Source organism: Burkholderia sp. AU31652 (genome assembly GCF_002223155.1).
Lineage (GTDB): Bacteria > Pseudomonadota > Gammaproteobacteria > Burkholderiales > Burkholderiaceae > Burkholderia.
The window spans coordinates 1,258,150-1,282,708 of the sequence record NZ_NKFG01000005.1 but is presented as its reverse complement, the minus strand read 5'-3'; the positions used below and the strand labels follow the sequence as shown (position 1 = coordinate 1,282,708).

The 24,559-nt window shown below is 67.9% G+C and carries 24 protein-coding genes; 9 read left to right on the top strand and 15 right to left on the bottom strand.

All coding sequences use genetic code 11. The annotated features are described in order from the left end of the window. Nucleotides 1–314 precede the first annotated feature (314 nt). Both CFB40_RS23360 and CFB40_RS23355 read left to right on the top strand, forming a co-directional pair. The gene (locus tag CFB40_RS23360) at nt 315–1,148 is read left to right on the top strand and encodes a c-type cytochrome (RefSeq protein ID WP_089432514.1); all 834 of its coding nucleotides are present in this window, start codon (nt 315–317) and stop codon (nt 1,146–1,148) included. Between the two features lie 34 nt (nt 1,149–1,182). After that, entirely contained in the window at nt 1,183–1,662 is a 480-nt protein-coding gene (locus tag CFB40_RS23355; RefSeq protein ID WP_089432513.1) for a GNAT family N-acetyltransferase, read from the top strand. A gap of 92 nt (nt 1,663–1,754) precedes the next feature. Here CFB40_RS23355 and CFB40_RS23350 read toward each other — a convergent pair whose 3' ends face one another. The 3 genes from CFB40_RS23350 to CFB40_RS23340 are packed head-to-tail and all read right to left on the bottom strand — an operon-like array spanning nt 1,755 to nt 4,733. After that, the gene (locus CFB40_RS23350) at nt 1,755–3,020 is read right to left on the bottom strand and encodes a Zn-dependent hydrolase (RefSeq protein ID WP_089429128.1); all 1,266 of its coding nucleotides are present in this window, start codon (nt 3,018–3,020) and stop codon (nt 1,755–1,757) included. Continuing rightward, nucleotides 3,013–3,537 carry an L-2-amino-thiazoline-4-carboxylic acid hydrolase gene (locus CFB40_RS23345; RefSeq protein WP_089432512.1) on the bottom strand — a complete coding sequence of 175 codons (525 nt, stop codon included), beginning with the start codon at nt 3,535–3,537 and terminating at the stop codon, nt 3,013–3,015. The genes CFB40_RS23350 and CFB40_RS23345 overlap by 8 nt, the downstream gene beginning before the upstream one ends. A 29-nt stretch (nt 3,538–3,566) precedes the next feature. After that, a complete protein-coding gene (locus CFB40_RS23340; protein WP_089427769.1) occupies nt 3,567–4,733 on the bottom strand; it encodes a branched-chain amino acid ABC transporter substrate-binding protein in 1,167 nt (388 codons plus the stop codon). 178 nt (nt 4,734–4,911) lie between these two features. Here CFB40_RS23340 and CFB40_RS23335 point away from each other — a divergent pair, with 178 nt between their 5' ends. From CFB40_RS23335 to ahpF, 5 genes are all read left to right on the top strand, one after another. Continuing rightward, entirely contained in the window at nt 4,912–5,808 is an 897-nt protein-coding gene (locus CFB40_RS23335; RefSeq protein ID WP_011355549.1) for a LysR substrate-binding domain-containing protein, read from the top strand. 89 nt (nt 5,809–5,897) lie between these two features. Then, the gene (locus tag CFB40_RS23330; RefSeq protein ID WP_089427770.1) at nt 5,898–6,116 is read left to right on the top strand and encodes a CopG family transcriptional regulator; all 219 of its coding nucleotides are present in this window, start codon (nt 5,898–5,900) and stop codon (nt 6,114–6,116) included. After that, entirely contained in the window at nt 6,110–6,475 is a 366-nt protein-coding gene (locus CFB40_RS23325; protein WP_089432511.1) for a type II toxin-antitoxin system VapC family toxin, read from the top strand. Before CFB40_RS23330 ends, CFB40_RS23325 begins: the two co-directional genes overlap by 7 nt. 311 nt (nt 6,476–6,786) lie before the next feature. Continuing rightward, a complete protein-coding gene (ahpC, locus tag CFB40_RS23320; protein ID WP_006488685.1) occupies nt 6,787–7,350 on the top strand; it encodes an alkyl hydroperoxide reductase subunit C in 564 nt (187 codons plus the stop codon). Nucleotides 7,351–7,478: 128 nt separating this feature from the next. Further along, nucleotides 7,479–9,077: an alkyl hydroperoxide reductase subunit F gene (gene ahpF / locus CFB40_RS23315; protein WP_089432510.1), complete on the top strand. Its 1,599-nt coding sequence runs from the start codon at nt 7,479–7,481 to the stop codon at nt 9,075–9,077. 95 nt (nt 9,078–9,172) lie between these two features. Here the strand turns inward: ahpF and CFB40_RS23310 are convergent, their stop codons facing one another. From CFB40_RS23310 to CFB40_RS23275, 8 genes are all read right to left on the bottom strand, one after another. Continuing rightward, complete coding sequence (locus tag CFB40_RS23310) at nt 9,173–9,952, bottom strand: extensin (RefSeq protein WP_089432509.1); 780 nt, start codon at nt 9,950–9,952, stop codon at nt 9,173–9,175. A 160-nt stretch (nt 9,953–10,112) separates the two neighbouring features. Beyond that, nucleotides 10,113–10,667, bottom strand: a complete 555-nt coding sequence (locus CFB40_RS23305; protein ID WP_089427774.1) for a carboxymuconolactone decarboxylase family protein — start codon at nt 10,665–10,667, stop codon at nt 10,113–10,115. 32 nt (nt 10,668–10,699) lie between these two features. Further along, nucleotides 10,700–12,034, bottom strand: a complete 1,335-nt coding sequence (locus tag CFB40_RS23300; RefSeq protein WP_089432508.1) for an aspartate aminotransferase family protein — start codon at nt 12,032–12,034, stop codon at nt 10,700–10,702. Between the two features lie 15 nt (nt 12,035–12,049). Then, on the bottom strand, nt 12,050–13,099 hold the full coding sequence (locus CFB40_RS23295) for a C45 family autoproteolytic acyltransferase/hydolase (RefSeq protein WP_089432507.1): 1,050 nt from the start codon (nt 13,097–13,099) through the stop codon (nt 12,050–12,052). Between the two features lie 19 nt (nt 13,100–13,118). Continuing rightward, the gene (gene glnQ / locus CFB40_RS23290; protein ID WP_174388472.1) at nt 13,119–13,847 is read right to left on the bottom strand and encodes a glutamine ABC transporter ATP-binding protein GlnQ; all 729 of its coding nucleotides are present in this window, start codon (nt 13,845–13,847) and stop codon (nt 13,119–13,121) included. After that, the gene (glnP, locus tag CFB40_RS23285; protein WP_089427778.1) at nt 13,844–14,500 is read right to left on the bottom strand and encodes a glutamine ABC transporter permease GlnP; all 657 of its coding nucleotides are present in this window, start codon (nt 14,498–14,500) and stop codon (nt 13,844–13,846) included. The genes glnQ and glnP overlap by 4 nt, the downstream gene beginning before the upstream one ends. 66 nt (nt 14,501–14,566) lie before the next feature. Next, complete coding sequence (gene glnH / locus CFB40_RS23280; protein WP_089427779.1) at nt 14,567–15,319, bottom strand: glutamine ABC transporter substrate-binding protein GlnH; 753 nt, start codon at nt 15,317–15,319, stop codon at nt 14,567–14,569. A 561-nt stretch (nt 15,320–15,880) separates the two neighbouring features. After that, nucleotides 15,881–19,420 carry an ABC transporter ATP-binding protein/permease gene (locus CFB40_RS23275; RefSeq protein ID WP_089432506.1) on the bottom strand — a complete coding sequence of 1,180 codons (3,540 nt, stop codon included), beginning with the start codon at nt 19,418–19,420 and terminating at the stop codon, nt 15,881–15,883. 119 nt (nt 19,421–19,539) lie between these two features. On the opposite strand from CFB40_RS23275, the gene CFB40_RS23270 reads away from it, so the two are divergent. Continuing rightward, nucleotides 19,540–20,508, top strand: a complete 969-nt coding sequence (locus CFB40_RS23270; RefSeq protein WP_089427781.1) for a LysR family transcriptional regulator — start codon at nt 19,540–19,542, stop codon at nt 20,506–20,508. 27 nt (nt 20,509–20,535) lie between these two features. Here CFB40_RS23270 and CFB40_RS23265 read toward each other — a convergent pair whose 3' ends face one another. Beyond that, on the bottom strand, nt 20,536–20,907 hold the full coding sequence (locus CFB40_RS23265) for an MAPEG family protein (protein WP_089432505.1): 372 nt from the start codon (nt 20,905–20,907) through the stop codon (nt 20,536–20,538). A gap of 302 nt (nt 20,908–21,209) precedes the next feature. Between CFB40_RS23265 and alr the strand changes: the two genes are divergently transcribed. Next, nucleotides 21,210–22,331: an alanine racemase gene (gene alr / locus CFB40_RS23260; protein ID WP_089432504.1), complete on the top strand. Its 1,122-nt coding sequence runs from the start codon at nt 21,210–21,212 to the stop codon at nt 22,329–22,331. A 153-nt stretch (nt 22,332–22,484) separates the two neighbouring features. Here the strand turns inward: alr and CFB40_RS23255 are convergent, their stop codons facing one another. The 3 genes from CFB40_RS23255 to CFB40_RS23245 form a co-directional block, all read right to left on the bottom strand. After that, entirely contained in the window at nt 22,485–23,279 is a 795-nt protein-coding gene (locus CFB40_RS23255) for an enoyl-CoA hydratase (RefSeq protein WP_089432503.1), read from the bottom strand. 144 nt (nt 23,280–23,423) lie between these two features. Then, on the bottom strand, nt 23,424–23,876 hold the full coding sequence (locus tag CFB40_RS23250; protein ID WP_089429129.1) for a DUF3592 domain-containing protein: 453 nt from the start codon (nt 23,874–23,876) through the stop codon (nt 23,424–23,426). A 10-nt stretch (nt 23,877–23,886) separates the two neighbouring features. Then, nucleotides 23,887–24,474 (bottom strand): hypothetical protein, encoded by a 588-nt coding sequence (locus CFB40_RS23245; protein WP_089432502.1) that lies wholly within the window; start codon nt 24,472–24,474, stop codon nt 23,887–23,889. Nucleotides 24,475–24,559: the final 85 nt, after the last annotated feature.

The window sequence follows — 24,559 nt, the reverse complement described above, 5'->3', positions numbered from 1 at the left end:
TCCGCTCCTTCCGCTCCTTCCGCTCCTTCCGCTCCTTCCGCTCCTTCCGCTCCTTCCGCTCCTTCCGCTCCTTCCGCTCCTTCCGCTCCTTCCGCTCCTTCGGGCTCAATCCACGCCGCGTGATGCCACATCCTTCCCTCTCACGACCCGACCGCCAGGCGCGCTGCCGCCAGCCGGTCCGATCATGACCGCCCCCCCTTCCCGCGCCGCAGTCGCCAGCGCCGCGCGTACCGGATAGACTGTCGCCCGATTCCTTCCATCGGCCGCGGCGTCCGCCTCCTGTCGCCGCCGGAACGCCCTTTCCCGGAGAACGAATGCTGAAGCGCCGGTGGTTTTCGCTTTTGCTGCTGACGGTTTGCCTGATCGGACAACGCGCGTCGGCCCAGTCCGCGCTTGAACTCGAGACCGACGGCACGGCCCGCGCCCTCACCCGGCAGACGCTGCTCGCGCGCCCCGATGCCGCCGACATCCACGTGCCGCGCGACATCGCGTACGGCCGGCCGATGACGTTCCGCGCGGTGCCGTTCGCCGCGCTGCTCGGCGACAGGCTGCCGGCCGACGGCGTGCTCGAAACCCGTGCCGCCGACGGCTTCGCCGCGCAACTGCCGCTGGATCTCGTGCGCCGCCGCACGCCGGCCGGCGCCGTTCCGTGGCTCGCGATCGAGGATCCGGCGCATCCGTGGCCGAAGCTGCCCGGCAAGCAGGTCAGCGCCGGGCCGTTCTACCTGGTCTGGCTCGGGCCGGACGCGTCGTCGGTACGCGGCGAGCAGTGGCCGTACCAGATCGTGCGTGTCACGATCGAGTCGTCGCCGCTCGCGCGCTGGCCGTCGCTCGCGGTCGATGCCGCGCTGCCTGCAAACGACCCGGCTCGCGCGGGCCAGCACCTGTTCGTCACGCAATGCCTCGCGTGCCACCGCCTCGACGGCGCGGGCAGCAGCCACGCCGGCCCCGACCTGAACACGCCGATGAACCCGGTCGACTACTTCCAGCCGGCCGCGCTGCGCCGCTATATCCGCAACCCTGCGTCGGTGCGCGACTGGCCGGGCCGCAGCATGCCGGCGTTTCCGCCCGACCAGCTGAGCGACCGCGAGCTCGACCAGATCATCGCGTATCTCGCTTATATGGCGCGGCGCAAGGCCGCCCAGTAACGCGCGGCTGAATCGAATGACTCGAGGAACGTTGATGACGTCAGGCGATACGCTGTTCACCATCGCACCGATCGATGCCGCGCAGACGCACCCGCTGCGCGCGATGATCCTGCTGAATGGCGATCTGGATGCGAGCGCGCTGGCCGGTGATCTTGCGCCGACGACGCTGCACGTCGGCGTACGCGACGCGTCGGGCATCGTCGCCGTTGCATCGCTCTGCGAGGAGCTGCGCGAAGACGATCCTGCGCGACCGGCATGGCGGCTGCGCGGGATGGCTGTCCACCCTACCGTGCGCGGCTTGGGCTTCGGGCGCGTGCTGGTGCAGGTTTGCGTGAGGCACGCGCAAGCGCGTGGGGCCGCGCTCGTGTGGTGCACGGCACGCGAGACCGCGTACCGGTTCTATGAAAAGCTCGGCTTCACGGCCGATGACGCGACGATCACGATGCCGGGGCGCACCGATACGGCGTTCCATGTGATGCGGCGGTATATCGATCGGCAATCGCCGGCGGGCTGACGCGAACCGCACGTTCGCGTGGTCAGGTGGAAAGCGACGCAGCCCGGCCTGGAGGGCACCCTCCCGCCGGACCGTCGCCGTCACACTCGGATTCAGGCTTCCTGCGCGCTCCGCAGCACCGCACGCAACAGCACGTCGGCGCCCGCCGCCGCCCATTCGGGCGTAATCGCTTCGGCTTCGTTGTGGCTCAGCCCGTCGACGCACGGCACGAAGATCATCCCCGTCGGCGCGACGCGCGCGACATAGCACGCGTCATGACCGGCGCCGGACACGATATCCATGTGCGACAGCCCGAGCGCCTGCGCCGCCTCACGCACCGTGTCGATGCAGCGCGGCGCGAACGGAATCGGCGCATACGTGAAGATCTGCTCGATCTGCGCACCGAGGCCCGTTTCGTCGGCCACCCGTGCAAGTTCCGCGCGCAGCGCCGCGTCGAGCTCGTCGAGCACCGCGTCATCGGGATGACGGAATTCGACGGTGAAGAAGCACCCGCCCGGCACGGTATTACGCGAGTTCGGCCGCGCCTCGATCATCCCGACCGTTGCCCGCGCGTACGGCGCGTAACGGCGGCCGAGCACTTCGACGAACGAGATCATCCGCGCGGCGCCGACCAGCGCATCGCGGCGGAATTCCATCGGCGTCGTGCCCGCATGTGCGTCGACACCGGTGAGCGTCACCTCGTACCAGCGCTGCCCCTGCCCGGCCGTGACGACGCCGATCGTCTTGCCGGCCCGTTCGAGAATCGCGCCCTGTTCGATATGCAGCTCGTACGCCGCATGCACCGGATAGCCGCCGACAGGCTCGGCACCCGCGTAGCCGATCCGCGCCAGTTCCTCGCCGATCGTCCTGCCTGCGCCATCGGTGCGCGACAGCCCGTATTCGAGCGTGTAGACGCCCGAGAACACGCCGGCCGACACCATCGCCGGCGCGAAGCGCGAGCCTTCCTCGTTGGTCCAGATCACGACGTCGATCGGGCGCTCGGTCTCGATGCCCGCGTCGTTCAGCGCGCGCACGACCTCGAGCCCGCCGAGCACGCCGTAGATGCCGTCGTAGCGGCCGCCCGTCGGCTGCGAATCGGCGTGCGAGCCGGTCATGACGGGCGCGGCGTCGGGGTTGCGCCCCGCGCGGCGCGCGAACACGTTGCCCATCCGGTCCACGCGCACCGTGCAGCCGGCGTCTTGCGCCCATTGCACGAACAGGTCGCGCGACTCGCGATCGAGATCGGTCAGCGCGAGGCGGCAGACGCCGCCCTTCGGCGTCGCGCCGATCTGCGCCATCCGGTCGAGCGACGCCCACAGGCGGTCGCCGTCGACGCGCGGCGCGCTCACGCTTTCGGCAATCGTGTTGTCGTCACGCATCGCCATTCTCCGGCGCCGCTTGCAGCGCGTAACGGAAATCGCAGCGCTTGCCGCCCTGCATGATCGTGCTCGTCCGCGTGAGCGCGATGTCCGGCGCATAGCCCTGGATGAAATAGCTGTCGCGCGCGCAGCTCAGCAGGTGCCCGATCTCGCCGAGCCCCATCGCGTGATACATCTCCGCGTAGCTGCAGCGATGCACGTCGTAGTCGTAATGCGCGTCGTCCGCGCGCCGCACCTCGACGTCGAGCGCATCGTCCTTCTCCCACAGCACCTGCAGCGCGATGAACGACTTCACGCTCGTGCCATCCGGTTCCTGTGCGGCGAACGTGCGGCCGGCGTCCACTGCCGCGCCGCGCACGGCTTCCGCGATCACGGCCTGCGCGCGCTCGGCGCCGAACTCGCGCTTCATGATCTCGTAGATCGGCTTGATGATTTCCGCTTCGATGCGGCGCCGCGCGAGGATCCCGAGGCGCGTGTCCTCGGGGGCGGCGGCGGATGTCTGGGTGGCTTCGGTCATGGGGATCGTCTTGGTTGTCTTGTTGTGTGTTACTTGGCTACGGTGCGCGAGCCGCCGAGCACGTCGACGACGCTCCACTTGCCGCCGCGCACCTGGTAGATCGTGAAGGCCGGGTCCTTCAGGTTGCCTTCGTTGTCGAACGCGATCCGCCCCGTCACGCCGGGCCGGTCGATCGCACGCACCGCCGCGACCAGTTTCGCCGGCTGCGTCGTACCGGCTTTCTGCGCGGCAGCGATCAGCGTGGCGGCCGCGTCGTACGCGAACGGCGCATGCAGCTCGATCGGCGCGCGGAAGCGCGCCTGGTATTGCGTATCGAACGCCTTGCCGCCCGGCATCCGGTCGAGCGGCAGGCCCGGTTCAAGCGCGGTCACGCCGTCGCCGTCCTTGCCGGCCAGCGACAGGAAGGTCTGGCTTACGAAGCCGCCCGCGCCGAGCAGCGGCGCGTTCACGCCGAGCTGGCGCATCCGGCGCGAGATCGGCGCGGCCTGCGCATCGAGGCCGCCGAAGAACACGAGATCCGCGCGCTTGCCCTTGATCGCGGTCAGCACGCCGCTGAAGTCGGTCGTCTTGTCGTTCACGTACTGGCGATCGACGATCGTGCCGCCGTTCGCCTGCACGCCCTTGATGAACTGGTCGGCCAGGCCCGAGCCGAACGACGTGCGATCGTCGATCACCGCGATGCGCTTCGCCTTCAGCGTCTTCACCGCATACGCGCCGGTGAAATTGCCGCCCGCATCGTCGTGACCCATGATGCGGAAGGCGGTCGTGTAACCCTGCTGCGTGTATTGATGGCCGGTGGACGCCGGTGCGATCTGCGGGATGCCCGCATCGCGGTAGACGCGCGACGCCGGCACGCTGCAGCCCGTGTTCCAGTGGCCGACGACGCCGATCACGTGCTGGTCGACAAGCTGCTGCGCGACCGCGACGGCCGTGCGCGGATCGGATTGATCATCGGCCGCGACGAGCTTGTAGACGACCGGCTTGCCGCCGATGGTCGGATGCTTCGCGTTCGCGTCGTCGATCGCGAGTTGCGCGCCGTTCTGCAGATCCTTGCCGATCCGCGCGGAAGGGCCGGTGAGCGGCGCGGCGAGACCGATCAGGACGGTCTGCGGCGCGGATTGTGCGAACGCGGGAACGGAGGCGACCAGGGCGGCCGCCGAGAATGCGAGGCTGGCGTGGAGAAAGGCGATTTTCATGTGTGGGGGATCAGCAAATCGAATCAAAACATGAAAAATATTAAATATTCGGCACCCAAACCCCAAATACCCAATTGTTGGATGCTTATACCGTTCCCGACACATTAACCTACATCACTGTAAATACAGGGTATTTTCATGTTGTCGCTTACCCTGATTTTTCGATAAAATTCGACACATGAAAAATATCGAACAATTACCGCACGATCCACCGCTGCGCGCGGTGCGTGCGTTCGAAGCTTTCGCGCGCCTCGGGTCGGTCACCGCGGCGGCGGGCGAGCTCGACATCACGCCGTCGGCGGTCAGCCATCAGCTGCAACTGCTCGAAGCATTCATCCAGACGCCGCTGACCGTGCGCGAGGGTCGGCTGCTCGCGCTCACCGACGAAGGCCGCGACTACTACCGCTCGATCAGCGCCGCGTTCTCGGTGCTGCGCAGCGCGACGCGCTTCGTGCGCGACCGCTCGTCGCTGCGGCAAATCACCGTCAGCCTGATTCCGCTGCTCGGCATCGGCTGGTTCATTCCGCGGCTGCATGCGTTCCTGGCCGATAACACGGACGTCGACGTGACGGTGTTGTACGCGCATCACCGCAACTACCGCAGCGACGCATCGGACCTGTCGATCCGCTTCGGCACCGGCGACTGGCCCGGCTACCGCTGCGAGCGGCTGCTGCCGGGCGCGATGGTGCCGATGTGCAGCCCGTCGTTCCTGAAGCGCCACGGGCCGTTCCGCACGCCGGCCGATCTCGCGCGTGCCCCGCTCGTGCACGACGAGGATCGCAGCACGTGGGTCAACTGGCTGCAGGGCGCGGGTGTCAAGCACGTGTCGCATGCGGTCGGGCCGATGTTCGAGGACGGCCAGCTCACGCTGAGCGCCGCGCGCGCGGATCTCGGCGCGGCCTTGCTGCGCGCGCCGCTGGTCGAGCGCGAGCTGGCGAATGGCGAGCTCGTGAAGCTGTTCGATCACGCGCTCGACGACGGGCGCGATTACTACCTGTGCACGCGCGAGGACGCGGACATGCCGGACGGGGCCAGGCGGCTGGCGGAGTGGTTGAGGAAGATGGCGGGGATTTGAGCGGAGCGCCTTACCGCCTCACCCCACCCGAGCCTTGCGCGACCTCAACGGCACATATATGATATACATATCGTATATCGGAGGCTGCCATGAGCCGGATTCTGGTTGATCTATCGAACGGCCAACTCGACGAGTTGGCCGCCATCGTCGAGACTGAGCGTCGTCCCCGCGCCGCCATCATCCGCGACGCGATCGATGCCTACATCGCCCTGCACAAGCGTCCGCTCGCGGACGACGTCTTCGGTCTCTGGAAAGATCGCACGGTCGATGGGCTCGCTTATCAGGAAGAACTGCGCTCGGAATGGTAAAGACTCTCTTCGACACCAACATCCTGATCGATTATCTGGGCGGCGTGGAATCCGCCCGCACGGAACTCGGCCGCTATGACTATCGAGCGATCAGCGCGATCTCGTGGATGGAGGTTCTGGTCGGCACGTCCTCACATAATGAAGCCGCGATGCGCGCTTGGCTGTCGTCGTTCGATGTCATCGCGCTCGACGAAGCAGTTGCCAATCGTGCCGCGACCATTCGCCAGGAACGCCGCATACGCCTGCCCGACGCGATCGTCTGGGCATCGGCACAAGTGAACGGACTGTTGCTCGTTTCGCGCAACACAAAAGACTTCCCAGCCACCGAACCCGGCGTTCGCGTGCCATACCAGATCTGAATCGATGGGCGCGGTTGCGCGCCCTCTCCCCGCCGCGCCCCATCCAACCGCATTCGACGATACCTCCCCCGTCTAGAAGGCACCGGATAATCGCCGGCACATCACACCGCCCCTCACTCTCGCCCATATCGGACGGGGACCTCGCCCGTCCAACGCTTCAAAATTGCCGCTCCGCACACCCCACCCAATCAAGGGCCGGAAGCAGATAGAAATTCCTGATGCCCCGGATTGAAACAAGCAATTTCACAAGCTCAGGGTGAACCCGGATACTGGGAACACTTCATCAACACCACCGCAAAGGAACTCGCAAGATGCCGATCATCAACACCCAAATCAAGCCGTTCAAGGCAACCGCATACCACAACGGCGATTTCGTGCCCGTCTCGGAAGAGAACTTCAAGGGCAAGTGGTCCGTCGTCGTGTTCTACCCGGCCGACTTCACCTTCGTCTGCCCGACCGAGCTGGGCGACCTCGCCGACCGTTACGCGGAATTCCAGAAGCTGGGTGTCGAAATCTACGGCGTGTCGACCGACACGCACTTCACGCACAAGGCATGGCACGACACGTCGGACACGATCGGCAAGATCAAGTACCCGATGATCGGCGACCCGACGCTCACGCTGTCGCGCAACTTCGACGTGCTGATCGAGGAAGAAGGGATGGCCCTGCGCGGCACGTTCGTGATCAACCCGGAAGGCGAGATCAAGCTGTGCGAAATCCACGACAACGGCATCGGCCGTGACGCAGGCGAACTGCTGCGCAAGGTGCAGGCGGCGCAATACATCGCGGCGCACCCGGGTGAAGTGTGCCCGGCCAAGTGGACGCCGGGTGCGGAAACGCTGACCCCGTCGCTCGACCTGATCGGCAAGATCTGACGATCACGCCGCGCGCCTCGCACGAGGCGCGCGAGCCTCCCGATGACGGGCCGCCGCGGCATGCGGCCCGCGCCCTCCTCCGGCACGACGTGCCCGACCAGAATCATTAATACGGAATCCGAAACGCCATGCTCGACGCCAATCTAAAGAACCAACTCAAAGCGTACCTCGAAAAGATCACGCGCCCGATCGAACTCGTCGCCTCGCTCGACGACAGCGCGAAATCGCAGGAACTGCTGGCGCTGCTGAACGAGATTGCGTCGCTGACGGATCGCGTGACCGTGTCCGAACGCCGCGACGATGCCGAGCGCAAGCCGTCGTTCTCGATCGGCGAGCCCGGCAAGCCGGCCGGCATCCGCTTCGCCGGCATCCCGATGGGCCATGAATTCACGTCGCTCGTACTCGCGCTGCTGCAGACGGGCGGCCATCCGATCAAGCTCGACGACGACGTGATCGAACAGATCCGCGCGCTCGACGGCGACTACGCGTTCGAGACGTATTTCTCGCTGTCGTGCCAGAACTGCCCGGAAGTCGTGCAGGCGCTGAACGTGATGTCGCTGATCAACCCGCGCATCCGTCACGTCGCGATCGACGGTGCGCTGTTCCAGGGCGAAGTCGAGTCGCGCCAGATCATGGCCGTGCCGACGATGTTCCTGAACGGCGCCTCGTTCGGCCAGGGCCGCAGCAGCGTGAAGGAAATCCTCGCGAAGCTCGATACGGGCGCCAGCGCACGGGCCGCGAAGTCGCTCGAGACCAAGCCGGTGTTCGATACGCTGATCGTCGGCGGCGGCCCGGCAGGCGCGGCGGCCGCGATCTACTCGGCGCGCAAGGGCATTGCGACGGGTGTCGTGGCCGAGCGTTTCGGCGGCCAGGTGCTCGACACGATGGCGATCGAGAACTTCGTGTCGGTGCAGGAAACCGAAGGGCCGAAGTTCGCGACCGCGCTCGAACAGCACGTGAAGCAGTACGACGTCGACATCATGGACGTGCAGCGCGCCGATGCGCTGATTCCGGGCGACGTGCACCAGATCCGCCTCGCGAACGGCGCGGTGCTCAAGGCGAAGACAATCATCCTCGCGACCGGCGCGCGCTGGCGCGAAATCAACGTGCCGGGCGAGCGCGAATACCGCAACCGCGGTGTGGCGTACTGCCCGCACTGCGACGGCCCGCTGTTCAAGGGCAAGCGTGTCGCGGTGGTCGGCGGCGGCAACTCGGGTGTCGAGGCCGCGATCGACCTCGCCGGCATCGTGAAGGAAGTCACGCTGATCGAATACGGCGCGCAACTGCGTGCGGACGAAGTGCTGCAGCGCAAGCTGCGCAGCCTGCCGAACGTGACGATCGTCACGCAGGCGCAAACGACCGAGCTGACCGGCGACGGCAGCAAGCTGAACGGGCTCGTCTACAAGGATCTGCGCTCGGGCGACACGCAGCGCATCGATCTGGAAGGCGTGTTCGTGCAGATCGGCCTCGTGCCGAACACCGAATGGCTGAAGGGTACGGTCGAACTGTCGAAGCACGGCGAGATCGTCGTCGATGCGCGTGGCGCGACGTCGGTACCGGGCGTGTTCGCGGCCGGCGACGTGACGACGGTGCCGTTCAAGCAGATCGTGATCGCCGTGGGAGAAGGCGCGAAGGCATCGCTCGGTGCGTTCGACCACCTGATCCGGCAGGACGTGGCGCCGGTGGCAACCGCTCAGCCGCAGGCCGAGGAAGCGGTCGCCGCGTAACGCGCGTCAGCCCGTCGGCACAACAGTTTGTCTCTCTTGGCCCCGCATGCTTTGGTCGGCGTGCGGGGCTCTTTTTATGCCGAGAGCGTTCGCTGTTACTTGGTCGCGGTCGTGCCGCCGTCCGCCGGCATGGGCGCCGTCGACTTGAAGCTGCTCGACTGCCTGACCAGTTGCTCGGTCATCGCGGCGGCAACCGGATTCGCGCCCGATGACGAACTGCCCTGCCGGGTTGAACCGCCGCCCGATGACATCGACGGCATCGACGACATCGACGGCGGCGGCAATGACGGGTCGAGTTTCGCCGATTCCCTGACGAGCGCGGCCGTCTCCGGCGTTTCGGATTTCGTTGCGGAGGGGGCTGCAGCCGCGTGGCGTTCGAGGCCGTCGCGCTTGCGCGACGCGCGTTGCGTGACCTGCGCGGGGGCGGGTGCCGGAGCGGCCTGCTGCACGGGTTTGGCGGCTGGCGGCGGTGCCGATGGGGTCGAATCCTGCGCATCGACGGTCACGACGTTGACCTTCGGCGGCGGTGCGCTCGGCTTCGTCACCGGCTGCGGCTTGTCGCTGACAACCGGCACGGCTGGCGCTGCGTCGACGCGCGCGGTGGCGGCCGGCGCAGCAGGCGCCGGTGCGGGGGGCGGCGGCGCGACAGCCGCCTGTTTCGGTGCCATCGCGGCGGCCGGGGCCGGCGGCGCGATGGTGCCCTGCACGGCGTGATCGTTGCCCGCGGGCGCCGCGGCAACGGGCGCGGCCGAATCGCCGATGCCGGCATCTTCGATCGCGCGGTGATCCGCACGCAGGAGCATCACGTAGGCAGTGCCGGCGGCGGCTACCAGGAGCCCACCGGCGATCATCAAGGTCTTGCGGGTACTCGTCATGCTTGCTCACCGCTCATATCGACGTGAACAAGCCATCATACCCGGCGATCGGCCGTCGATCCCGCACGAATACATTTGGTTGCATTGTGCCGGAACAGGTCGGCAAACCGTTCGTCAGACGTATCGCCTGCGCTGCTCCGGCACGATCAACGCACGGGCATCACTCCGGAAACGGCAATTCGGTCTGCCCTTCCGCGCGCATGCCGAACGTGTTCAGCGTCATCGCGACGAGCGCGTAGTAGCCGAGCAATGCAACGAGATTGACGACGACCTCGTGGCCGAAGCGCGCTTGCGCCCGTGCGAACGTCGCGTCGCTCACGCGCCGCGTGTCGTACAGCTCGCTCGCGAACGCATGGATCAGCGCATCGTCGTCCGACTCGAATGCGGGCGCGACGCCGCGCCGGATCGCGTCGGCCGTCGCGGCCGGCACGCCCGCGTCGAGTGCGATCGGATAATGGATGTGCCACTCGGCCTGCGAGCGCCAGCGCGCGGCCGTCACGAGAATCGCGAGTTCCGACAGGCGCAGCGGCAGGCCCGTGCGATAGCGGCAGAACGCGCCGAGCTTCTGCGCATGTTGCGCCAGCTCGGGGCTCGCGATCCAGCCGAGAAACGGCCCGTTCAGGTTGCCGCGCGGGCCGCTGAGAATGTCGGCCAGCACGGCCTTCTGTTCATCGGTGGCCGATGCGGGATCGAACGGAGGCAATCTGTTGGTCATGGCGAACTCCTGACAAGGTTCGACAAATGCGGTCACGCGCCGGCCGACGCAAGCGCCGCGCCGATCGCGCCCGACAGCCGCTCGACGATCGTATCGATCTGCTGCGCGGTGCAAATGAACGGCGGCGCGACCAGGATGTGGTCGCCGTGAACGCCATCGATCGTCCCGCCCATCGGATACACCATCAGGCCGCGCTGCATCGCTTCGCGCTTGACCGCCGCATGCAGCTTCAGCGCCGGATCGAACGTCGCCTTGCTGTCGCGATCGCGCACGAGCTCGACGCCGACGAACAGCCCGCGGCCGCGCACGTCGCCGATATGCGGATGCGCGCCGTAATGCTCGCGCAACGTCGCGCGCAGTTGTTCGCCGCGCGCCTTCACGTTGTCGAGCAGTTTCTCCTCGGCGATCACGCGCTGCACTTCGAGCGCGGCCGCGCATGCGGTCGCATGGCCCAGGTACGTGTGCCCGTGCTGGAAGAAACCCGAGCCGTCGACGATCGTCCGGTAGATGCGGTCGCTGACGAGCGTCGCGCCGATCGGCTGGTAGCCCGCGCCGAGCCCTTTCGCGATCGTCAGCAGGTCGGGCGCGACGCCGTCTTCGTCGCACGCGTACAGGTAGCCGGTGCGGCCCATCCCCGACATGATCTCGTCGAGGATCAGCAGCACGCCGTACTTGTCGCACACCGCGCGAATCTTCTTCAGGTACGTGCGCACCGGCGGCACCGCGCCGGCCGTTGCGCCCACCACCGTCTCCGCGACGAACGCCGCGACGTTGGCCGCGCCGAGTTCGACGATCTTCTGCTCGAGTTCGTCCGCCAGGCGTTGCGCATACGCTTCGTCGGTTTCACCCGCCTGCTGGTCTCGATACGCATAACACGGGCTCACGTGGTGCGCCTCGATCAGCAGCGGCAGGAACGGCTCGCGCCGCCACGCATTGCCGCCGATCGCGAGCGCGCCGAGCGTATTGCCGTGATAGCTCTGGCGTCGCGCGATGAAATGGCGGCGCTGCGGCTCGCCCTTCTCGACGAAATACTGGCGTGCGAGCTTCAGCGCGGCCTCGACCGCCTCGGAGCCGCCCGACACGAAATACACGTGTTCGAGGCCGGCCGGCGCGGCGTCGACGAGCCGGTCGGCCAGTTCCTCGGCCACGTCGGTGGTGAAGAACGATGTGTGCGCGTACGCCAGTTGCTGCGCCTGCCGCTTGATCGCGTCGATCACGCGCTGGTTGCTGTGACCGAGACACGAAACGGCCGCGCCGCCGCACGCGTCGATATAGCGTTTGCCGGTCGCGTCGATGATCTCGATGCCGTCGCCTGCGACGGCAACGGGCAAGGTGGCGCGCGGAGCGCGATGGAAAACGGTCGTCATGCGTTGCCTCATGGATCAGGACGCGTCGTGCGCGCGTCCGGACGGCACGATGCGCGTCGCGAAACGCTGCGTGCCGTGTTGGTGAAGAGTGAAATCGATCGATGCCGCGCCGATCGCGAACACGGCGGTGGCCAGCGTGTTCTCGTCGTCGGGGTCGGCCGGATCGTCGCGGTAGATCGGCAGCCCTTGCGGCGCGCGATCGCCGAGTACGCGCAGCAGCGCGGCTTCGTCGATCGCGTCGATGGCGGGCGTGAGCGCGTCGACGCGGCGCTGGCGGTCGGCCGACGATTGCGTGACGATCTGCGCTTGCGCGTCGCAGCCGGGATGCACGAGATGGTTCGCATGCCCCGCGAGCCGCGCGACGTCGATCACCGAACAGCGCGCGACGCTCGCCTCGATGCTGAGCAGCCGCGCATCGCCGGTCGCGCCCAGCGTGTGATGAAAGCCGCTCGCGCGCGCATGGCCGCGCAGCACGTCGGCCGCCGCGTCGAGCGACGTGGCATCGAGCACGGCGCGCGCGAGGATCATGCGCGGCACGCCCGCTGCCGGCGTGCGGATCCGCAGGTTGTTGATCGCCTGCGCGATACCCGCGCGGTTCGCCGCAAAGGTATGGCCCGGCAGCGAACCGGGGTAATAGAAGCTGATGAAGCCCGGCTTGCCCGCCGGCTGCACGTCGACGAGCAGGCAGCGCTCGCGCAGGTACGGATCGCCGTCCTCGTTGTGCGCGATCCAGCGCGTGCCGTCCGCGTCGCGCGCGGCAAGCGTCGTGCAGCCGTCCGGCGCGTTGTGGATCAACTCGCCGCGGCAGTTCCACAAGAAGATGTCCTCGGCCGGCCAGCCGACACCGGCCGCGATCCCGTCCAGTTCCGCAACGAGATCCGGATACGCGGCCAGCGCAGCCAGCCGCAGCGCGGCGACGAACGGATGGCCGCGCCAGCGGCGCACGGCCTGCCACGCGCTGCTCTGCTGCATGTATTCGTCGAACACGGGGCGGGCGAGCTCGCCGAGGCGCACGCCGATGTCGAACGGCGCGCCGGCGATGACGGGGGAAAGGGAAAGTGGCATGTCGGTATTTCGGTTTCGTTCAGGACACGTGTTTCAGGAATTCCTTCAGGCGCGGGGTCGGCGGCCGGTCGATCAGCTCGACCGGATGGCCGTCCTCGGCAATCCCGCCCTGATCCATGAACAGCAGCCGTGTGCCGACCCGCTTCGCGAAGCCGATCTCGTGCGTGACGACGATCATCGTCATCCCTTCGGTCGCAAGATCCTGCATCACTTTCAGCACTTCGTGGCGCAATTCCGGATCGAGCGCCGACGTCGGCTCGTCGAACAGCATCAGCCGCGGGCGGATCGCAAGCGCACGCGCAATCGCGACGCGCTGCTGCTGGCCGCCCGACAGCTCCGACGGGTAATGATTCGCGCGCGATTCGAGGCCGACCTTGTCGAGCAGTGCCATCGCCTGGTCGCGCGCGTCGGCACGTGACGCGCCGCGCACCTGCATCGGCCCGAACATCACGTTCTCGAGCGCGGTCATTTGCGGGAACAGGTTGAACTGCTGGAACACCATGCCGGCTTCGAGCCGGATGTTGCGGATCGTCGTCGCGTTGCCGCGCACGCTCTGGCCGTCGACGAGCAGCTCGCCGCCGGTGATTTTCTCGAGCGCGTTGATACAGCGCAGCATCGTCGATTTGCCCGAGCCCGACGGGCCGACCACGACGACCACCTCGCCCGCGTCGATCTTCAGGTCGATGTTCTTCAGCACCGGCACGTGGCCGAAGCTCTTCGACACGTTCTGGAATTCGATCATGCTCATAGAATCCTCATGCGCTTTTCGACGAGCCGCAGCGTCAACGTCATGGCGCCGGTCAGCAACAGGTAGATGACAGCCACGGCGGACCAGATCTCGACCGCCTGGAAATTGCCCGCGATGATTTCCTGTCCCTTGCGCGTCAGCTCGCCGACACCGATCACGATGAACAGCGACGTGTCCTTCAGGCTCACGATGCACTGGTTGCCGAGCGGCGGAATCAGCCGCCGGAACGCGAGCGGCCCGACCACCTTCAGCAGCACGCGCGGCATCGACAGGCCCATCGCGAGCCCCGCTTCCGTCAGCCCCTTCGGGATCGACAGCAGCGCGCCGCGCACCACTTCCGCGAGATACGCGCCGGAATTCACCGTGATCGCGATAATCGCAGCCGTCAGGCCGTCGATGCGGATATGCGCGAGCAGCGGCAGCGCGAAATACAGGAACATCACCTGCACGACGATCGGCGTGCCGCGGATCAATTCAATATAAACCTGGGCGAGCACGTTCATCGCCTTCGGTCCGTATGCGCGGAACATGCCCGCGACCATCCCGACGATGAAGCCGCCCACCAGCCCGAAAAATGCGATGAACACCGTCAACCGGACCCCGTCCATCAGGTCCGGCAACGCCGCCCAGATCGCCGACCAATCGAAATTCACTTGTCGCTCCCCGTTCGAATCAAGACCGGCGCGGCCGTCCGGCCGCGCACTGTTGCGGCGTCACGCTCACATCTTCGGCGGTTCGGCGCCGAACCACTTCTTGTAGATCTGCGCGTAGCGGCCGTCGGCCCGGATCTTCACGAGCGATGCATTGACCTTCGGCACGAGCGGGCTGCCCTTCGGGAAACCCATGCCGTACTTGTCGCCGCTGACCGGCTGGCCCGCGACCTTCACCTTGCCCTTGCCTTCGTTGTTCACGAAAAACAGCACGTTCGGCGTGTCGTGCATCGCCGCGTCGACCCGGCCGGCCTCGAGCGCGAGGTACGCCTGGTCGATGTTCGGGAACTGACGGATCTCCTTCGGCTTCAGGTGCGCCTTGATCCAGTCGATCGTCGCGGTGCCGGTTTTCGCGGCGATCACCTTGCCGTTCAGGTCGTCGATCGACTTGATCGTCGTGTTGCCCGTTTGCACCATCGCCGCGAGGCCGCTGTCGTAGTACGGCGCGGAGAAGTCGATCGCCTTCTTGCGCTCCTCCTTGATCGTCATGCCCGACAGCGCGACGTCGATGTTCTGCGTCTGCAGCGCCGGGATCAGGCCCGCGAAATCCATCGGCTGGATCGTGTATTTCCAGCCCTGGTCCTTCGCGATCTCCGCCCACAGGTCGAGATCGAAGCCGACGTACTTGTCGCCCTGCTTGAACTCGAACGGCATGAACGACGTGTCGGTGCCGACGACGAGCGTCTTGGTATCCGCGTGCGCGAGGCTGGCGCCGAGCGCGGCAACGACCGCGACGGCTTTCAGGAAGGAACGGCGACTCATGGTTTCTCTCCGCATGGTTGAGCGATGTGACCGGCCAGGCGGCCGGCGGAACGACGACATCAAGCCGCACCGCAACATGCGATGTCGAATTAGACCTTAGTGCAACAAGTGTTGTCAATTGCGATACTACGACAACAAAAAAGTCCGCAACGGGGAAATGCATCGAGACAAACCCGCGGCGCGCTGGGCGGATAAATCGGAGGAAAGGGCGTGTGGCCCGGCGGGGGGGAGCGGTCGCGCCGGATCGTGCTGCGCCGGCCGTAGGCGGTGTCTGACGAGCAGTGCGCGGTGGCTGTGGACTGGCCGGGAGGGTTTGCCGTCAAGGGCATCACGCGCCAGAGGAGGATGGCGGCGGCGATCGGCGCCGACTGCTGTCGCCCGTGCGCTGGTCAGCCCATTGGCCGCCCGTTTGTCAGCACCGATCATCGGCGCTTCGACGCGCGGCGCGTTGCCGGTGCGGCCGCCCTCCCGCGACGCCGGCAATCGCCGGCGCGGTTCAACGCGTGTTGCGGAAAGCGCGCGGCCCTGCCGGCCGGCCGCGCGCCTCCGATGCAGCGTCGCTTACGCCGCCACCCCGCTCGCCTGATGCGACACGAGCCGCGCATACGCGCCCTGCCGCGCCATCAAGTCGGCATGCCGTCCGGCCTCGATCACGCTGCCGTGCTCCATCACGAGGATCAGGTCGGCGTTGCGCACGGTCGACAGCCGGTGCGCGATGATGATCGACGTGCGCTGCGTCATCAGGTCTTCCAGTGCCGCGCGGATCTGCTGCTCGCTGATCGTGTCCAGATGGGACGTCGCTTCGTCGAGGATCAGCACCGGCGCATCCTTCAGGAACGCACGCGCAATCGCGACACGCTGGCGCTGGCCGCCCGACAGCTGCACGCCGCGCTCGCCGACGCGCGTCGCGAGCCCGTCCGGCAGCCGCGCGACGAAGTCGCCGAGCGCCGCATGGTCGATCGCGCGCTGCACGTCCGCGTCGGACGCGTCGCTCGCGGCGAGCCGGATGTTCGCTTCGAGCGTGTCGTTGAACAGGTAGGTATCCTGCGCAACCAGCGCGATGTGCTGGCGCAGGTCGTCGAGCCGCAGGTCGCGCAGATCGACGCCGCCGAGCGTCACGCGGCCCTGCTGCGGATCCCAGAAGCGCAGCAGCAGGCTCGCGACCGTCGACTTGCCCGCGCCCGATGCGCCGACCAGCGCGACCGTGCTGCCGGGCGGCACGTCGAAGCTCACGCGATCGATCGCGGGCACGCTGCGGCCCGGGTACGTGAAGGACGTGGCCTCGAAACGCACCGCCGGATCGGCAGGCATCGCATGGGTGCCGTCCGTCACCGGCACCGGCTCCTTCTCCAGCGCACGCAAGCGGCGCGTCGATGCGATCGTATCGGCGAGCTGGCGCGCGACCTGGCCGATTTCGGCCACCGGCATGAACGCGGCCACGGCGACCAGCACCAGCAGCGGCAACGACTCGCGCGGAAACCAGCCGCGTGCGCACAGCAGCGCGCCGAGCGCCGCGACGACCAGCCCGCCGAGCCCGCTCGCGATTTCCAGCGCGGCACTTTGCGCCGACAAATCGTCGAGCAGCTTTGCGCGCTGGTTGCGGTACGCATCGACTTCGGCCACGAACGCTGCGCGCCGGCGCGCGACGGCCTGGAACGCGGTCAGCTCCGCGAGCCCCTGGATCGTTTCGGTCAGGTGCGCGCCGAGCTGGCCGAGCGCTTCACGTGCGCCGGTGCCGAGCCGGTCGACGTCGCGCCGCGCCAGCACCGGCGCGAGCCCGGCCCACAGCAGGAACGGCAGCAGCGCGAGCGCGAGCGGCCACGCAACCGACGCGAGCAGCACCAGCACGGCGGCCGGCACGAGCACCGCGACGAACGCGGGCGCCAGCGTGTGCGCATAGAAATACTCGACGGTCTCGACGTCCTGTGTCGCAAGCGACACGAGGTCGCCCGAACGGCGACGCAGCAGCCCGGCCGGCGCGAGGCGTTCCAGCGTCGCGAACAGCGCGATGCGCATTTCCGCGAGCAGCCGGTACGCCATGTCGTGCGCGAGCCACGATTCGAGCCAGTGCAGCACGGCCGCTACCGGCGCGATCACGAGCAGCGCGGTGACGAGCGCCGGGCTCACGTGGCCGCCCGGCACCGCACCGACCACCAGCGCGCCGATCACGCCGACGCCGATGAAGGCGAGCACGCGGCCGATCCCGAACAGCACCGTCAGCACGACCTTGCCCGTCCACGGGCGCACGAAGCGCAGCAGCGTCCGCAGGGTTTCCGGCCAGCCGATCTCCGCCGCATCGTCGTTCAACGGCCGCACCTGCGGGCCCGACGACGCGCGCGCGGTCGCGCCGGCCGTTGCCGCCACGCCGACCGATTCGGCGACCGCTTCCAGTTGCGGCCCCATCAGCCGGCGATACGGGCCGTCGCGCGCGATCAGCGCCGCGTGCGTCCCTTCGTCGACCACCTGCCCCTGGTCGAGCACCAGGATGCGGTCGGCGCCGATCACGCTGGACAGCCGGTGCGCGAGCACGAGCGTGGTCCGCCCGCGCGTGAGCCGGTCGAGCGCCTGCTGGATCAGCGCTTCGTTCTCCGCGTCGACCGACGACAGCGCCTCGTCGAGCAGCAGGATCGGCGCATCGCGCAGCAGCGCGCGGGCAATCGCGAGGCGCTGGCGCTGGCCGCCCGACAGCATGAGCCCGCGTTCGCCGATGCGCGTCGCATAGCCGTCGGGCAGCGCCGAGATGAAATCGTGCGCGTTGGCGGCACGCGCGGCGGCGATCATGTCCGCGTCGCTCGCGTCGGGGCGGCCGAGCCGCAGGTTGTCGGCCACGCTGCCGTCGAACAGCGTCGCATCCTGCGCGACGACCGCGATCATCTCGCGCACCTGGCCGGCATCGAGCGTGCGCACGTCCTGGCCGCCGATGCGGATCGCGCCGCCCTGCGCATCGTGCTGGCGCAGCAGCAGGCGCACGATGGTCGACTTGCCCGCACCGCTCGGCCCGACGATCGCCACCGTCTCGCCTTCGCGCACCGAGAAGCTCAGCGCCGCATGCGCGTCCGCGCGGCGCCCCGGATACGCGAAGCTGACGGCGTCGAACGCGATCTCCGGCCGCAGGCCCGTGACGCGCGGCGCGTCGGTGGCCGGTGCGTGACGCTCCGCGTCGAGCAGCGCGTGGATCGCATTCGCCGCCGACTGGCCGATCATCCCCTGGTGCAGCACGGCACGCAGGTCGCGCAGCGGCCGGAAGATTTCGCTGCCGGCCATCAGCACGATCAGCAGCGCCTCGAGGCTCATGTCGCCGTGCCGCACGCGCCACGCGCCGACCGCGATCGCGGCGGCCGCGCCGAGGCCGGTGCCGAGATCGGTGAAGAGCCGCGTCAGCAGGCCGAGCGCGAGCACCCAGAACGTACTGTCGGACAGCGCGCGCGCCTTCGCGGCCAGCTTCGCGCCGAATGCCGTGCTTTGCCCGAACGCCTTCAGCGTCGGCAGGCCTTGCACCGCGTCGAGAAACTCCTCGCCGAACGCCTTGAAGGCGGCCGAGCGTGCGAGCGCCGCGCGCTTGTCGGCGCGATGCACGAGTTGCGGCAGCGCGAGCGTGACGAGCGCCGCGACCAGCAGGATCGCGGCCGTCGGCACGTCCCACCACGCGAGCACCGCGAAGATCATCACCGGCGCGCACGCGGCGATCACGAGCTGCGGCAAATAGGTGCCGAAAAAGGTCTGCAGTTGCTCGACGCCATCGACGACGGCCAGCATCACGCCGCCCGTGCGTTCGCCGCTGAACCACGCGGGGCCGAGTGCGGCGATCCGGTCGAACAGCCGCGCGCGCAACGTGGCCTGCACGCGCCCGGCCGTGTGCTGCGCGAGCACCGTGCGGCGATGGTCGAGCCACGCGCGCAGCAGCACGCAGGCCGCCGTGGCAACGACGGCTTCGCTGATACTGCGTGCCGGCGCGCCGGAAAAGACCAGCGCCAGCACGCGGCCGAGAAAGACGAAACGCAGGATCCCGACACCCATCGCGAGCAGGCCGAGCGCGACGGCGGCGGCCACCCGCCAGCGCAGTCCCGCCATCATTGCCCATAGTCGTCGGTCGAAATACATGAAGCCCTCCGGTGGTGTCCGATGATGTTTTTTCTTGACCGGATCGAGGCTACCCGCGCCACCCGTGCGCGGCAAAAGATGATTTTTCAACGGGTGTTGAGTCAACTACAATACCCCGCATGTCGCACCTCCCTCCCCTCAGCGCATTGCGAGCTTTCGAGGCGGCCGTCCGCCTCGGCGGGTTCGCGCGCGCGGCGGCGGAGCTGAACGTGTCGACGAGTGCGGTCAGTCACCAGATTCGCGCGCTCGAGGAATCGCTCGGCGCGCGGCTGCTCGAACGCAGCACGGGGCTCGGCGGCATCAGCCTCACGCCGGCCGGCGCACGCCTGCTGCCGGCCGTCAGCGATGCGCTGTCGCGGCTGACCGACGCCTGTGCCGAGATTCGCGGCACCGCGCAACGGCTCACCGTATCCGCCAACGCGCCGTTTTCGGCGATGTGGCTCGCACGCCGCCTCGCGGAATTCTCGTCGCTTCATCCCGATACACCGCTGCACGCCGTCGTGCTCGACGACGAACCGGATTTCGCGCGCAGCGGCGTCGATCTGGCGATCGTGCACGTGCCCGCGCACCGGCTGCAGGCCGACGACGACATCCTGCTGCAGGAAACGGTGTTCCCGGTATGCAGCCCCGAACTGCATCCGTATGCGTCCGTGAACGTGTGCCGCTCCCGGCTGCTGCAGGAGATGCACGAGCACAGCCCCGAGATCGACTGGCGCAACTGGTCCACGGAGTTCGGCCTGCCCGGCGACTTCGAGACGAAGATCGTCCGCTACAGCAGTTTCAGCCAGGTCATCGGCGCGGCGGTCGGCGGCGCGGGCATCGCGCTCGGCCGCGCGCCGCTGATCGAGCCCGAGTTGCGCAGCGGGCGCCTCGTGCCACTGAGGCCGGGCCTCGAACGCGCCGCGTCGTGGCGCTTCGTGCTGCGCCGCAACCCGTCGACGCGGCACCGGCTGCTCGATCCCCTGATCGCGTTCCTGCGCCGCGAAGCGGAAGCAGACTCGAACGCAGCGCCGATCGCGGGACCGATCGTTGCGCCCGCATCCAACGACAGCCGCGTGCGCGGCACGGGCGGCGCGACCGGCAAGTAACGCGCCGGCCTCGCCCGCATGCGCCGCTTACGGCGCAGCGAAGAACAACGCCACCACGCACGCCATCCCGCCGAACCACACGAGCGAACGCAGCGACGCCCAGTTCAGCAGGTACATCAGCATATAGACGACACGGATCGCGACGAACGCCATCGCCAGCTGGTCGACGCGATGCACGTTCGCGCCGTTGTGCCATGCCACCACCAGCGCGGCCGTGAACAGCGCAAGCGCCTCCCATGCGTTCTGGTGCGCGGCTTGCGCGCGAGCGCGCCAGCCTTCGAGCTTCGCCAGGTAGTCGCGCGGCGCGCGGTTGTCGTAGCCCTTGCGGGCCTTCGCGAGAAACGTCATCGAGAACGGCAACAGCGCCACGATGAACAGGCACAGCTGGGACGTCGTCATCAAAAGTCTCCTCCTTTATGATTACATTGATCAATGACAAGATCGCCGAGAGCTTAGCATTGCGTCGTGCTGTTCGCGCACCGGTTTTCTAGACGGGAGACTCGGCTGCACGGCCCGCCGGCAGCCGCAACGCGGCCTGGTTCGACACCAAAATTTCCACCAAATCATCGACAAAAACGTTAATTAAAACTGGTCGAACACCAATAAGATAGCGTTCAACACTGGCCCGGCGCGTTGTCGCGCCAGGCCGCCGAACCCGCGCCGCCGCGCGCGCCGAACGACATCCGATCCGAGACATCGCCATGCCCCGTCCCATCGTCGCCCATATCCGCCCCGACGCCGTCCGCCACAACCTCGACTTCATCCGCCGCACCGCCGCGCAATCGCGCGTGTGGGCCGTGGTCAAGGCCAATGCGTACGGTCACGGCATCGAGCGGATCTACCCGGGCCTGGCCGCCGCCGACGGCATCGCGCTGCTCGATCTCGACGAAGCCGTGCGCGTGCGCGAACTCGGCTGGGACAAGCCCGTGCTGCTGCTCGAAGGGATCTTCGAGCCGGCCGACGTCGAGCTGGCCGATCGCCACCGCCTGACGGTGGCCGTGCACTGCGACGAGCAGCTCGACCTGCTGATCGCGGCGAAGCCGCAGCTGCCGATCGACATCCAGCTCAAGATGAACTCCGGGATGAACCGGCTCGGCTATCGCCCCGCCGTTTTCCGGGCCGCGTGGGAGCGCGCGGCGAGCGCGCCGTCGATCGGCAAGATCACGCTGATGATGCATTTCGCGAACGCCGACGAAGGCGAAGTGGACTGGCAGCTCGACCAGTTCGATGCGACCACCGCGGGGATTCCGGGCGAGCGCTCGACGTCGAATTCGGCCGCCGTGCTGTGGCATCCGCGCGCGCACCGCGACTGGGTGCGGCCCGGCACGATCCTGTACGGTGCGTCGCCGACGGGTGCGGCGCGGGGTATCGCCGACACGCCGCTGATGCCCGCGATGACGCTGACGAGCAAGATCATCGGTGTGCAGACGCTGTCGCCGGAAGAGACCGTCGGCTACGGCCGCCGCTTCACGGCCGACCGGCCGATGCGGATCGGCGTCGTCGCGTGCGGCTATGCGGACGGCTATCCGCGCCACGCACCGACCGGCACGCCGATCGCGGTGGACGGCGTGATGACGCGCGTCGTCGGCCGCGTGTCGATGGACATGCTGACGGTCGACCTGACGCCGTGCCCGAACGCGGGCATCGGGTCGCCTGTCGAGCTGTGGGGCGACCAGGTGAAGGTGGATGACGTGGCGGAAGCCAGCGGCACGATCGGCTACGAGCTGATGTGCGCGCTCGCGCGCCGTGTGCCGGTCGTGATCGTGCCGCCGGGTGCGTCGAGCGAACAGCCGACGCTGCGGACCGGGAGCTACGGGCGCTGACCGGCTTGGATGCGGCGGCGCACGCGCTGTTGCGTCGCCTGACGTGCGCTTCGGTTGCTGGTCGCCTCGGGCGGCCCGTTTGCTTTTCCGTGCGAGCGAATGGCGTGGGTGACGGCCCTTCCGCGTCGCTCGCCGCACTCCGCTAATAACGCACTACGAACGCCACGTCGGCTTGCGCTTCTCGAGGAACGCGTCGATCCCTTCGCCGGCATCCTCTTCCATCATGTTGCGCGCCATCACGTCGCCCGCATACGCATAGGCTTCGTCGAGCGGCAACTCGCGCTGGCGATAGAACATCAGCTTGCCGACCCGCACCGCGGCCGGGCTCTTCGCGACGATCTCCGCGACCTTGCGTGCAACGGCCGCGTCGAGCGCATCCTCGGGCACGGCCTCGTTGACGAGGCCCCATGCGGCGGCCGTTGCCGCATCGACGAAGCGCCCGGTCACGAGCATGTCGAATGCGCGCTTCGCCGTGACGTTGCGGCTCAATGCGACAGCCGGCGTCGAACAGAACAGCCCGACGTTGATGCCCGATACCGCGAAGCGCGCGGTATCGGCCGCGATCGCCAGGTCGCACGCGGCGACGAGCTGGCAGCCGGCGGCCGTCGCGATGCCGTGCACGCGCGCGATCACCGGCACCGGTAACGCGCGCATCGCGAGCATCACGCGGCTGCACTGGGCGAACAGCGTGCGGTAGTAATCGAGTTCGGGCTGGCTGCGCATCTGCCGCAGGTCGTGGCCCGCGCAGAACGCCTTGCCTTCCGCGGCCAGCACGACGCAGCGCACGTGCGGATCGGCCGCCAGCGACTCGAACGCATCGTGCAGGCTCGCCAGCATCGCTTCGGACAGTGCATTGAATTGCTGCGGACGGTTCAGCCGCAGCGTGACGAGGCCGTCGTGCGCGTCGCGCAACAGGATTGGCTCGGCAGTGTCTTGATCGGATTTCATGATGTTCCGCTCGATGGGGTTCGGCAGGATTCGATGCGGCGCGAACGCGCGGCGATGATGCGTGCACGTTCACGGCACCGTGATGATGAAATGCTCCTCCACATTCCGTGCGACGTCCAGTCGGGGTGCAGCAGGCTCACTCGGTCACGTCCGCTTGCGCCCGCCGCGCCACGCGCGCACGCCCGAGCGCAGTTGACTGGCGCCGACGAGGAAAAAGACGGCGCCCATCCCGCCGAAGGTCAGTACGCCCCCCCAGATCGCACCGAACGTATTCATCCGCGCCGTCATATGGGGCGCATCGGGTGCGTAGCGCACCTCGACCGTTGCGCCCTCCTCCACGCTGACCTCGCCGCCTTGCGGATATTCGACGTGCTCGCCCGCGAGCGTCGTGAACGCGATCTCCGGATGATGCGGGCCCGCGTTCAGCTTGATGACCCGCCCCGGCACGACGACCGACGTCCGCAGGAATTCGCGCGTCGACTGCGCGTACAGGGCAGCGCCGATCAGCAGGCACGTACCGACGATGGTAAAGACGACGCCCTTCGCGATCAGCGTTTCCGTCTGCTGCGCGTCGGTGCGACCGGATCCGGACACCATTGCGCTCACCTCAAGGTCGCGACTGCTGGAACGACACGTCGATCTTCGACTTCGTCTTGCAGCGGTACATCACCCCGCGCCCCGTTTCGTCGGTCACACCTTCGTACGGGCCGTTGCAGCCGGTGATCTTGTACGTCGCGAACGGAATGCGCTTGCCGTCCTGCGGCCGGACCAGCACCGGGATGCGCCCCGTCGGGCCGTCGCCGATCGTGCGGACGAGCACCATGCGAGCCGCATCGATCGGCGCAGCGGAGCGCATGTAGGCCGTGCGCCCTTGTGCGTCGGTCGATCCTTCGACTTCGAGTTCCCGGTTGTCCTGGGCCGCGCTCGTGTACAGCGCGAACGCATAGCGCGTGTTCGGCAGCGGCTGCTTCGTCGCGGGATCGTGCAGCACGAAATAGCACCCGTTGACGCCCTTCCCGGCCGTCACCAGCCCGTCGGCCTGCGTGGCGTTGCACGTGTATGACGAACCGCTGCTGACGGCAGCCTGTTGGGCATTCGGCTGCCCGGTGGTGTTCGCGCATCCGCCTGCCAGCGCGGCCATCAGCGTTACGCATGCGCCGCGCACGAGCGCCGCCCGATCGATCTTGATTGTCATGGGAAGGTGTCCCGTTCCTGATTGTTGTGGATGCCGTGCGTGCCGCGCAGGTCGCGCAGGTCGCGCAGGTCGCGCAGGCACGCCG

Excerpts from the sequence above, each read along its gene's own strand:
- CFB40_RS23255 (WP_089432503.1), bottom strand. The coding sequence starts at position 23,279 with ATGAAATCCGATCAAGACACTGCCGAGCCAATCCTGTTGCGCGACGCG.
- CFB40_RS23295 (WP_089432507.1), bottom strand. The coding sequence starts at position 13,099 with ATGCCACTTTCCCTTTCCCCCGTCATCGCCGGCGCGCCGTTCGACATC.
- CFB40_RS23310 (WP_089432509.1), bottom strand. The coding sequence starts at position 9,952 with ATGACGAGTACCCGCAAGACCTTGATGATCGCCGGTGGGCTCCTGGTA.
- CFB40_RS23340 (WP_089427769.1), bottom strand. The coding sequence starts at position 4,733 with ATGAAAATCGCCTTTCTCCACGCCAGCCTCGCATTCTCGGCGGCCGCC.
- CFB40_RS23360 (WP_089432514.1), top strand. The coding sequence starts at position 315 with ATGCTGAAGCGCCGGTGGTTTTCGCTTTTGCTGCTGACGGTTTGCCTG.
- glnQ (WP_174388472.1), bottom strand. The coding sequence starts at position 13,847 with ATGAGCATGATCGAATTCCAGAACGTGTCGAAGAGCTTCGGCCACGTG.
- ahpF (WP_089432510.1), top strand. The coding sequence starts at position 7,479 with ATGCTCGACGCCAATCTAAAGAACCAACTCAAAGCGTACCTCGAAAAG.
- CFB40_RS23355 (WP_089432513.1), top strand. The coding sequence starts at position 1,183 with ATGACGTCAGGCGATACGCTGTTCACCATCGCACCGATCGATGCCGCG.
- CFB40_RS23245 (WP_089432502.1), bottom strand. The coding sequence starts at position 24,474 with ATGACAATCAAGATCGATCGGGCGGCGCTCGTGCGCGGCGCATGCGTA.
- CFB40_RS23275 (WP_089432506.1), bottom strand. The coding sequence starts at position 19,420 with ATGTATTTCGACCGACGACTATGGGCAATGATGGCGGGACTGCGCTGG.
- CFB40_RS23345 (WP_089432512.1), bottom strand. The coding sequence starts at position 3,537 with ATGACCGAAGCCACCCAGACATCCGCCGCCGCCCCCGAGGACACGCGC.
- CFB40_RS23250 (WP_089429129.1), bottom strand. The coding sequence starts at position 23,876 with ATGGTGTCCGGATCCGGTCGCACCGACGCGCAGCAGACGGAAACGCTG.
- alr (WP_089432504.1), top strand. The coding sequence starts at position 21,210 with ATGCCCCGTCCCATCGTCGCCCATATCCGCCCCGACGCCGTCCGCCAC.
- CFB40_RS23350 (WP_089429128.1), bottom strand. The coding sequence starts at position 3,020 with ATGCGTGACGACAACACGATTGCCGAAAGCGTGAGCGCGCCGCGCGTC.
- CFB40_RS23330 (WP_089427770.1), top strand. The coding sequence starts at position 5,898 with ATGAGCCGGATTCTGGTTGATCTATCGAACGGCCAACTCGACGAGTTG.
- CFB40_RS23300 (WP_089432508.1), bottom strand. The coding sequence starts at position 12,034 with ATGACGACCGTTTTCCATCGCGCTCCGCGCGCCACCTTGCCCGTTGCC.
- CFB40_RS23325 (WP_089432511.1), top strand. The coding sequence starts at position 6,110 with ATGGTAAAGACTCTCTTCGACACCAACATCCTGATCGATTATCTGGGC.
- CFB40_RS23305 (WP_089427774.1), bottom strand. The coding sequence starts at position 10,667 with ATGACCAACAGATTGCCTCCGTTCGATCCCGCATCGGCCACCGATGAA.
- CFB40_RS23270 (WP_089427781.1), top strand. The coding sequence starts at position 19,540 with ATGTCGCACCTCCCTCCCCTCAGCGCATTGCGAGCTTTCGAGGCGGCC.
- ahpC (WP_006488685.1), top strand. The coding sequence starts at position 6,787 with ATGCCGATCATCAACACCCAAATCAAGCCGTTCAAGGCAACCGCATAC.
- CFB40_RS23335 (WP_011355549.1), top strand. The coding sequence starts at position 4,912 with ATGAAAAATATCGAACAATTACCGCACGATCCACCGCTGCGCGCGGTG.
- CFB40_RS23265 (WP_089432505.1), bottom strand. The coding sequence starts at position 20,907 with ATGACGACGTCCCAGCTGTGCCTGTTCATCGTGGCGCTGTTGCCGTTC.
- glnH (WP_089427779.1), bottom strand. The coding sequence starts at position 15,319 with ATGAGTCGCCGTTCCTTCCTGAAAGCCGTCGCGGTCGTTGCCGCGCTC.